Raw genomic sequence first — 6,586 nt, forward strand, 5'->3', positions numbered from 1 at the left:
TTATACTGCGAAGACCAGGTGTAAATCGTAAAATGTCCATCTTGTGATGCCACCAAAGCAATCGCATCACGCTGATCATGGATAAACTGTGCAGCAGAAAGATGCCTTGTTCCTCCAACCTTAGAGGCATGCATCACCACCGCTCCTCCCCCTACTATAGGCTCACTAAAAGACAATTCTTCCACACTCTCTTTTCCCTTGGCACGTCCAATCTTTGCTCCGAATGCCAACAATTCATATTTATCGTTCACAACAGTTGCTCCATCGATCGCAGTAAGCCCCGACAAATGTTCTACCTCCCTTTTCAAAGCAGTTTGCCAAAAGATCTGGCTCGCCTCTTTCCGGTCTTGCATGAGTAACTTAGACAGACCACGAAATGAGGGCTGAACACCATACTGAATCGGTTTTACGATAGACTGAAGCCAATTATTATGTTCAGATGGCACAACAAGAAGTGTTCCTCCCCGTTGATGCGAGCGCATAGAAACAGCAATCTGGATCAGCACATTAACAGAATCATTCCAATAGGATGGAGCAGTTAAATCTAATAAGGAAAGTAACATTGTTGGCCAATCATGAGACCTTGGAGAAGAATTATCTACGATCTTAATCTGTTCGCCCTTCAAAACGGCAATATTTGTATATTTTCCAAAACCATAGATCCTTCTGTGTTTAATGACAAGCAGACCTGGTTCAGACACATCCAATACAAAGCAAAAATTTGGAATACTTAAAGTTGTACCCCACACATACAACTCTTCTCCATCATACCAAATACCCAAATGAATACCAGCGCGTTCAACACCCGGCGCAATCTTTGTTAGTGTACCTGGATTTAAAGGAAGATTGTATTTAAACAACAGAGGATTACCCGCCTGTTCCGGTGGCAAAAAGGCCAAAGAGATCTTGGGCGAATGTCCTTCTTCTTTACGAAGGCTGGCCCAAAAGGTGGCATCAATAATATGTTCTACCAGATGGGCAACAGGCAATGGAGCAAGATCCTCCTCTCCACTTTCCTTTGCAGCAGATAAATGCTGTGCGAATATGGCTTCCACTTTGGGAGCAATTATCTTTGCGGCCTGGTAGGTTGACTGGTAAATCATGGTTTAAAGTTAACATATTCCAGCTAAATAAAACAGCCAGTCTAAGTCATTTACAAAACACAAAAACTATGCTTTCCACCACCAGAAAACATAAACTATTTAGAATTTTTTTTCAGTTCCTCAATTTCTTCATAGCATTGAATAAGTTTGGCCTGTAGATCTACAATTGTAGAGGTCTTTTGTTGTATTTGCTCCACAAGTTCCAACTTGTCTGTATCTATATGTCCGCCTTTGTCATCATCTTCAAAGAAAAAAGATGGTTTTACTTTAAATAATTCTGCGATCTGAAAAATTCTTGAAACATTAATATCTGTAATACCGGTCTCCATTTTAGAAAAAGCAGGAATAGAAATTCCTAATTTTTTTGCGATCTGCTCCTGGCTGTTTTCTATCTTTTGCCTTAAGCTTCTTATTCTTAGCCCAATTCTATTCATATTGATCTTATTATCGATTCTTATTTATACACCGAAGTTAAACATACTGCAACGCAATGCAAAAATATATTATGCCACAAAAAAAAATATATTGCAAAAAGCAAAACTTTGACCATAGAGCAATATCAAATTATTAACTACAAAATATTGTAAAATGCACCTTAAAAACGCAATAAGATCCATTTTCTTATGAAAACATAAAGCAACAGATCATAACCCTTAACCAAAGCCAACCATAAAATATTTAATGAATTTGGTTATCGATTTCCAATAGCTGTTGTCTATCAGATAGGAACAATAACCTTAAAGCTCAAATTTCTTCCAATGTTATAAATACCAGATCTTCCATCAGGGGAGGTGCTATAATATTCAAAATACTTAAGTCTGTTTAAATGGGATTGATAGGCCAGATTAAACAAGTTCTCGCCCTGAATAAACAGATCAAAAAGTCTTCTATTTTTCTTTGTATTGAATACAGCCCCTATACCCGCATTAAAAAGCGTATATCCTCGAGTAAAGGTTTCCGTATCGTCAAGAGAATAAAATCGATTTTGGTCCGCATATCTATCCAGTTCAATTTTAAAATAAGGCTGCTGAATCAGACCTTTTCTTTTTAATCCGGTAAATTTAAGTTCTGATCGGATATGTAAAGGAGGAAGTAAAGGCAAATACGCTCCATGGGTTTGACCGGTCACATAAGAAAGACTATTGTTAAAACTAAACCATTTTATTTGATCAGGATGGATATTCAACGTCGTTTCCAGTCCATACAACCTGGCTTTTGACTGTTGATATTGATAAGTTAAATTACCTGGAACAATAATAACCGGATCTCCGTTTTTATCGGTTAACCTAGCCTGGTAAATATAATTCTGAATGTGATTATTGAATACTTCAAAACTGAAGTCTAAATCCTTGAGGTAAGCAATAAAGCCCACATCTTGCTGCAAATTAAATTCCGGAACGAAATTTCTATTGCCCAGATAAACTATATGAGCACCCGGATCCAACCCATTCGACCCAATTTCGGTAATATTAGGCGCCCTGTAGCCCCTGGCAATATTGGCTTTAACCAACAACCGCTCTGTGATATTATAGGTCAATCCAATGCTTCCGGAAAGACCTTTATAGGCATGATCAAAGGCTGGAAATTGCAGATTAGCCTGAGCGATCTCCACTCCCGTTGCCCGCTTCTTGAAGCCATTAGCAGGATTTGCCCCTACATAAAAATCGTTCCAGCTGGTATTGCGATGATCAAACCTAAGCCCTCCTGATATGTCTATTTTCCCAAATGTTTTTTTTACAAATAAGAATCCGCCCAAATCAAAGAGATTATAATCTGGAATAGGAAAATCTGTTGCATCTTTACTCCTGTTGCCTTGATACATTCCGCTCAGTCCCACAGTGCTCTCCCAGCCTTTAATTGCTGGCAAATTATATTTTAGGTCAAAGTTAAGTGTATTCAATACCACATAAAGTCCTGCCTGCCCGGCTAGAGTTGGGTGATTGTACTCCCTTCTGATGCTTTGCTGTCCCCCCAGCAAAACAGACAAACTCCCTTCTCCAAGATTAATCTGACTCGTATTATAAAGCCGGTAGTGTTGTATATGCTGATGCAGTGGAACAATAGAATAACTTTTCAGTAAATTTTCGGGCACCAGAGGCCGGTGTTTAATGTCATCCCCATCATCAAGCACTTGATAGGTGAATTTTCTGCTCAACGAGTCCCGGCTCCCATCCGGGATTTCCTGAAGATTATCATAGACATTTGCAGCAATTTTACTAAACCCCCATTTTTTGTCCAGCCTGGCACTTCCTGATAAATTATATTCCCTAAATCCTGTCCCATATACCCATCCATCTACCTTGTTGTGGTAATTGTGCGCAAATTTACCTGTTGCCCTAAATGCATATGTCCAGTCATTTTTAACATAGCCCAACCCCAGTGAACTCGCGAACATCCCATTATTGGTATGAAAATCTTGTGTAAAATCACCCTTCAACAAGCTCTCCAAAAATGCTGGCCGCTCCGGAATCATATTGATCACGCCAGCAACGGCATCAGAGCCATAGGTGAGGCTTGCAGGTCCTTTAACAACTTCCACCCTTGAAATCCCATATTGGTCAATTTCAATACCATGCTCATCTCCCCACTGCTGTCCTTCCTGGCGCAAGCCGTCATACAAAGTAAGTACCCGGTTATAACCTAAGCCCCGTATAAAGGGTTTAGAAATATTTGGTCCCGTGGTTACCGCACTCACACCCGGCACACCTTTAACGATAGCATCTATTAAGTTGTTGTTTGTATTTTGATCCATCGCCCTCTTGGAGAGTACTACAATAGGCACCGGGCTTTTTCTTAAAACTGTTCCCCGACTGACCCCGGTTACAACAACCTCATTTAAATTAGAAACCTTAACCAGACTTGTATCTGTTTGAGCAACGGAACAGATAACAGTAAAGAATAAGGGGACCAGAAGGTAATATTTTTTATAAGCAGCACATTTTTCAACATTCATAAAATTGTTTTAAGCAAGTCTAAAATTAATTTATCATAGCAGCAAAACTAATTAAGTTAGATTAATCTAACAAATAAACTTTGATATATATTGCTTTATATTTGTATGATGTTATCTTATACTGAAGAGAATTACCTGAAAGCACTGTTTAAAATATGCAGTCAATGTGAAGGAAGACCGGAAGCTGGCACAAACGAAATGGCTGCCTATTTAGGCGTTAAACCTGCTACAGCTACGGATATGTTCAAAAAATTGAAGGAAAAGGGACTAGTTGATTATGAGCGTTATGGTAAAATTTCATTAACAGAAATCGGAAAAAAAAATGCCTTAACTATTCTGAGAAAGCATCGTCTTTGGGAAACCTTTTTATATCAAAAGCTGGATTTCAGCTGGGATGAGGTCCATGAGGTAGCAGAACAACTGGAACACATTCAATCTGAGAAACTGGTCAGTAAACTAGAAGATTTTCTCGGTTATCCTGAATTTGATCCTCACGGCGATCCTATTCCGAAAGCAAATGGCGACATGCCCCCTGCGGTTAAAATGATTCTTTCGGACCTTAAAGCCGGAGAAAGTTGCCGGGTTGTTGCAGTAAAAGATACGTCTGTGCTATTTTTACAATATCTAAAGCGATTGGGCATCAGTATTGGAACAAAAATCACAGTTATTGAAAAAGTTTCCTTCGATGGCTCTCTTCAGATATCCATAGATGAACAGGAGACCCGAAATGTTTCAGTTAAGTTTGCAGACAGTTTATTTGTAGCCAAATAACCACTTAAGAAAATTATGTCAACAGAAATAAAATGCCCTAATTGTTCCCATTCCTTCCCTATAGAGGAAGTCATGGCTGAAGAATATAAAAAAGATCTTCGGGAAAAAATGATGTCCTTTACCAAACAAAAGGAAGAAGAATTTAAGCAAAAGCAACTAGAGTTTACACAGCAGCAAAAGCAGTTGGAACAAACTTTTGAGCAGAGAGAAAAACAACAGTCGAAGCTTTTTGAAGAGCAGTTGGCCAACGAAAAGAAACAGCTTCAGGAAACCTTGGAGGAAAATCTGCGAAAAACAATCGCCGGGGATTTCGAGAACAGACTTCAGTTACTTGACAATGCAAATAAAGAACAGGAAGAAAAACTAAAACTTGCCCGTTCGAAAGAGTTGGAATTCCTAAAAAGGGAGCAGGAAATCAAAAATAAAGAAGAAGAACTCGAACTTCAAATGCAACGCAAACTCCAGGAACAACGTGCAGAACTTGTAGAACAAATCCGCAAACAGGAGGCTGAAAAAAGCACATTGAAAGAGACAGAACATCAACTGAGAGTAAAAGAACTGGAAAAACAACTGGACGACCAGAAAAAGCTTGCGGAAGAAATGAAACGTAAAGCCGAGCAAGGCTCTATGCAATTGCAAGGCGAGGTCCAGGAACTTATCCTGGAAGAATTACTTAGAAATGCTTTCCCTTTTGACCTGGTTACGGAAGTAGGAAAAGGGGTTAGAGGCGCAGATTGTATCCATCATATACGCAATCAGTTTGGGCAGGAATGCGGAAAGATCATTTATGAAAGCAAACGAACAAAAGACTTCTCCATGGATTGGATTGAGAAGTTAAAAAAAGACATGCGAAGTGTTGGCGTGGATGTGGCCGTAATTGTTACACAAGCCTATCCGAAGGGAATGGATTGCTTTGGAGAAAAGGATGGGGTATGGATTTGTTCCTTTGATGAAGTAAAAGCAGTCTCCTACATGCTTAGAGATGGCATTGTAAAATTATTTACCGCAAATAAATCGCAGGAAAACAGAGGCGACAAAATGCATATGCTTTATGACTACCTAACCAGCAATGAATTTTCTGAACAATGGAAAGCCATTAGGGAAGGATTTATGAGTATGAAGTTATCTATCCAAAAAGAACGCGATGCAATGGAAAGACTGTGGAAGGCGAGGGAAAAGCAACTGGAAAAAGTACTTCTTAATGCGGCTCATATCCGGGGATCTGTAGAAGGCATAGCCGGAACCGACAGCATCCAGTTACACCTTACAGACGACGAAGATGACGCATTACTATTGGAGTAGCCTGTCCTTAAAAGGACCAGGCTACAAAACGGCTGATTTTCTGACCTTGTGCCATCTCCATCGTCCGGACATGTAATGCGCCTGCTTTTTCCGCATAGCCATAAACAAAAGGAAGGTTTGAACTTTTTGAAACAAGCGTGGTGAACCATTTGCATTGTCCCGAAAATTTATGGCTTTCCTCTATCATGGTACGGATAAACCCCAGCTCCCCACCTTTACACCAAAGCTCGACGTTCTGCCCTCCAAAGTTAAGCACGTTCTTCGGCTTACCTAAATTGCGGAGTTTACGTTGTGTTCCGGCAGCTGCCTCGGCAGCAGAAGCATGAAAGGGTGGATTGCACAGACTCAGATCAAAAGATTCAGCAGGTTTTATAATGCCTTCAAAAATATGCCGGGGATCCCGCTGCAAACGAACCTGTACTGCACCTCTTAAGTCCCCATTGGCAGAAATAATATT

General features: G+C 39.9%; 6 protein-coding genes. 2 read left to right on the top strand and 4 right to left on the bottom strand.

From position 1 onward, the window contains the following. The 3 genes from VNZ46_RS06430 to VNZ46_RS06440 all read right to left on the bottom strand — a co-directional run. A partial coding sequence (locus tag VNZ46_RS06430; protein ID WP_325559271.1) for a putative sensor domain DACNV-containing protein occupies window positions 1-1,103 on the bottom strand: 1,103 nt, incomplete at its 3' end. A gap of 95 nt (window positions 1,104-1,198) precedes the next feature. Next, window positions 1,199-1,537, bottom strand: coding sequence for a helix-turn-helix domain-containing protein (locus tag VNZ46_RS06435; protein WP_133783335.1), 339 nt, complete (start codon window positions 1,535-1,537; stop codon window positions 1,199-1,201). 284 nt (window positions 1,538-1,821) lie between these two features. Beyond that, a complete protein-coding gene (locus VNZ46_RS06440; protein WP_325559272.1) occupies window positions 1,822-4,056 on the bottom strand; it encodes a TonB-dependent receptor in 2,235 nt (744 codons plus the stop codon). A 105-nt stretch (window positions 4,057-4,161) separates the two neighbouring features. On the opposite strand from VNZ46_RS06440, the gene VNZ46_RS06445 reads away from it, so the two are divergent. Together VNZ46_RS06445 and VNZ46_RS06450 are read left to right on the top strand one after the other, a co-directional pair. Next, window positions 4,162-4,827, top strand: a complete 666-nt coding sequence (locus VNZ46_RS06445; protein ID WP_325559274.1) for a metal-dependent transcriptional regulator — start codon at window positions 4,162-4,164, stop codon at window positions 4,825-4,827. A gap of 15 nt (window positions 4,828-4,842) precedes the next feature. Further along, on the top strand, window positions 4,843-6,129 hold the full coding sequence (locus tag VNZ46_RS06450) for a DUF2130 domain-containing protein (protein WP_325559275.1): 1,287 nt from the start codon (window positions 4,843-4,845) through the stop codon (window positions 6,127-6,129). 7 nt (window positions 6,130-6,136) lie between these two features. On the opposite strand, the gene VNZ46_RS06455 is transcribed toward VNZ46_RS06450, so the two are convergent. Then, window positions 6,137-6,586, bottom strand: a 450-nt coding sequence (locus VNZ46_RS06455; protein ID WP_325559277.1) for an RlmF-related methyltransferase, incomplete at its 5' end; no start/stop codon positions are given.

Origin of the sequence: Pedobacter sp. (assembly GCF_035566355.1) — a bacterium.
Taxonomy (GTDB): Bacteria; Bacteroidota; Bacteroidia; order Sphingobacteriales; family Sphingobacteriaceae; genus Pedobacter.

Excerpts from the sequence above, each read along its gene's own strand:
- VNZ46_RS06435 (WP_133783335.1), bottom strand. The coding sequence starts at position 1,537 with ATGAATAGAATTGGGCTAAGAATAAGAAGCTTAAGGCAAAAGATAGAA.
- VNZ46_RS06440 (WP_325559272.1), bottom strand. The coding sequence starts at position 4,056 with ATGAATGTTGAAAAATGTGCTGCTTATAAAAAATATTACCTTCTGGTC.
- VNZ46_RS06445 (WP_325559274.1), top strand. The coding sequence starts at position 4,162 with ATGATGTTATCTTATACTGAAGAGAATTACCTGAAAGCACTGTTTAAA.
- VNZ46_RS06450 (WP_325559275.1), top strand. The coding sequence starts at position 4,843 with ATGTCAACAGAAATAAAATGCCCTAATTGTTCCCATTCCTTCCCTATA.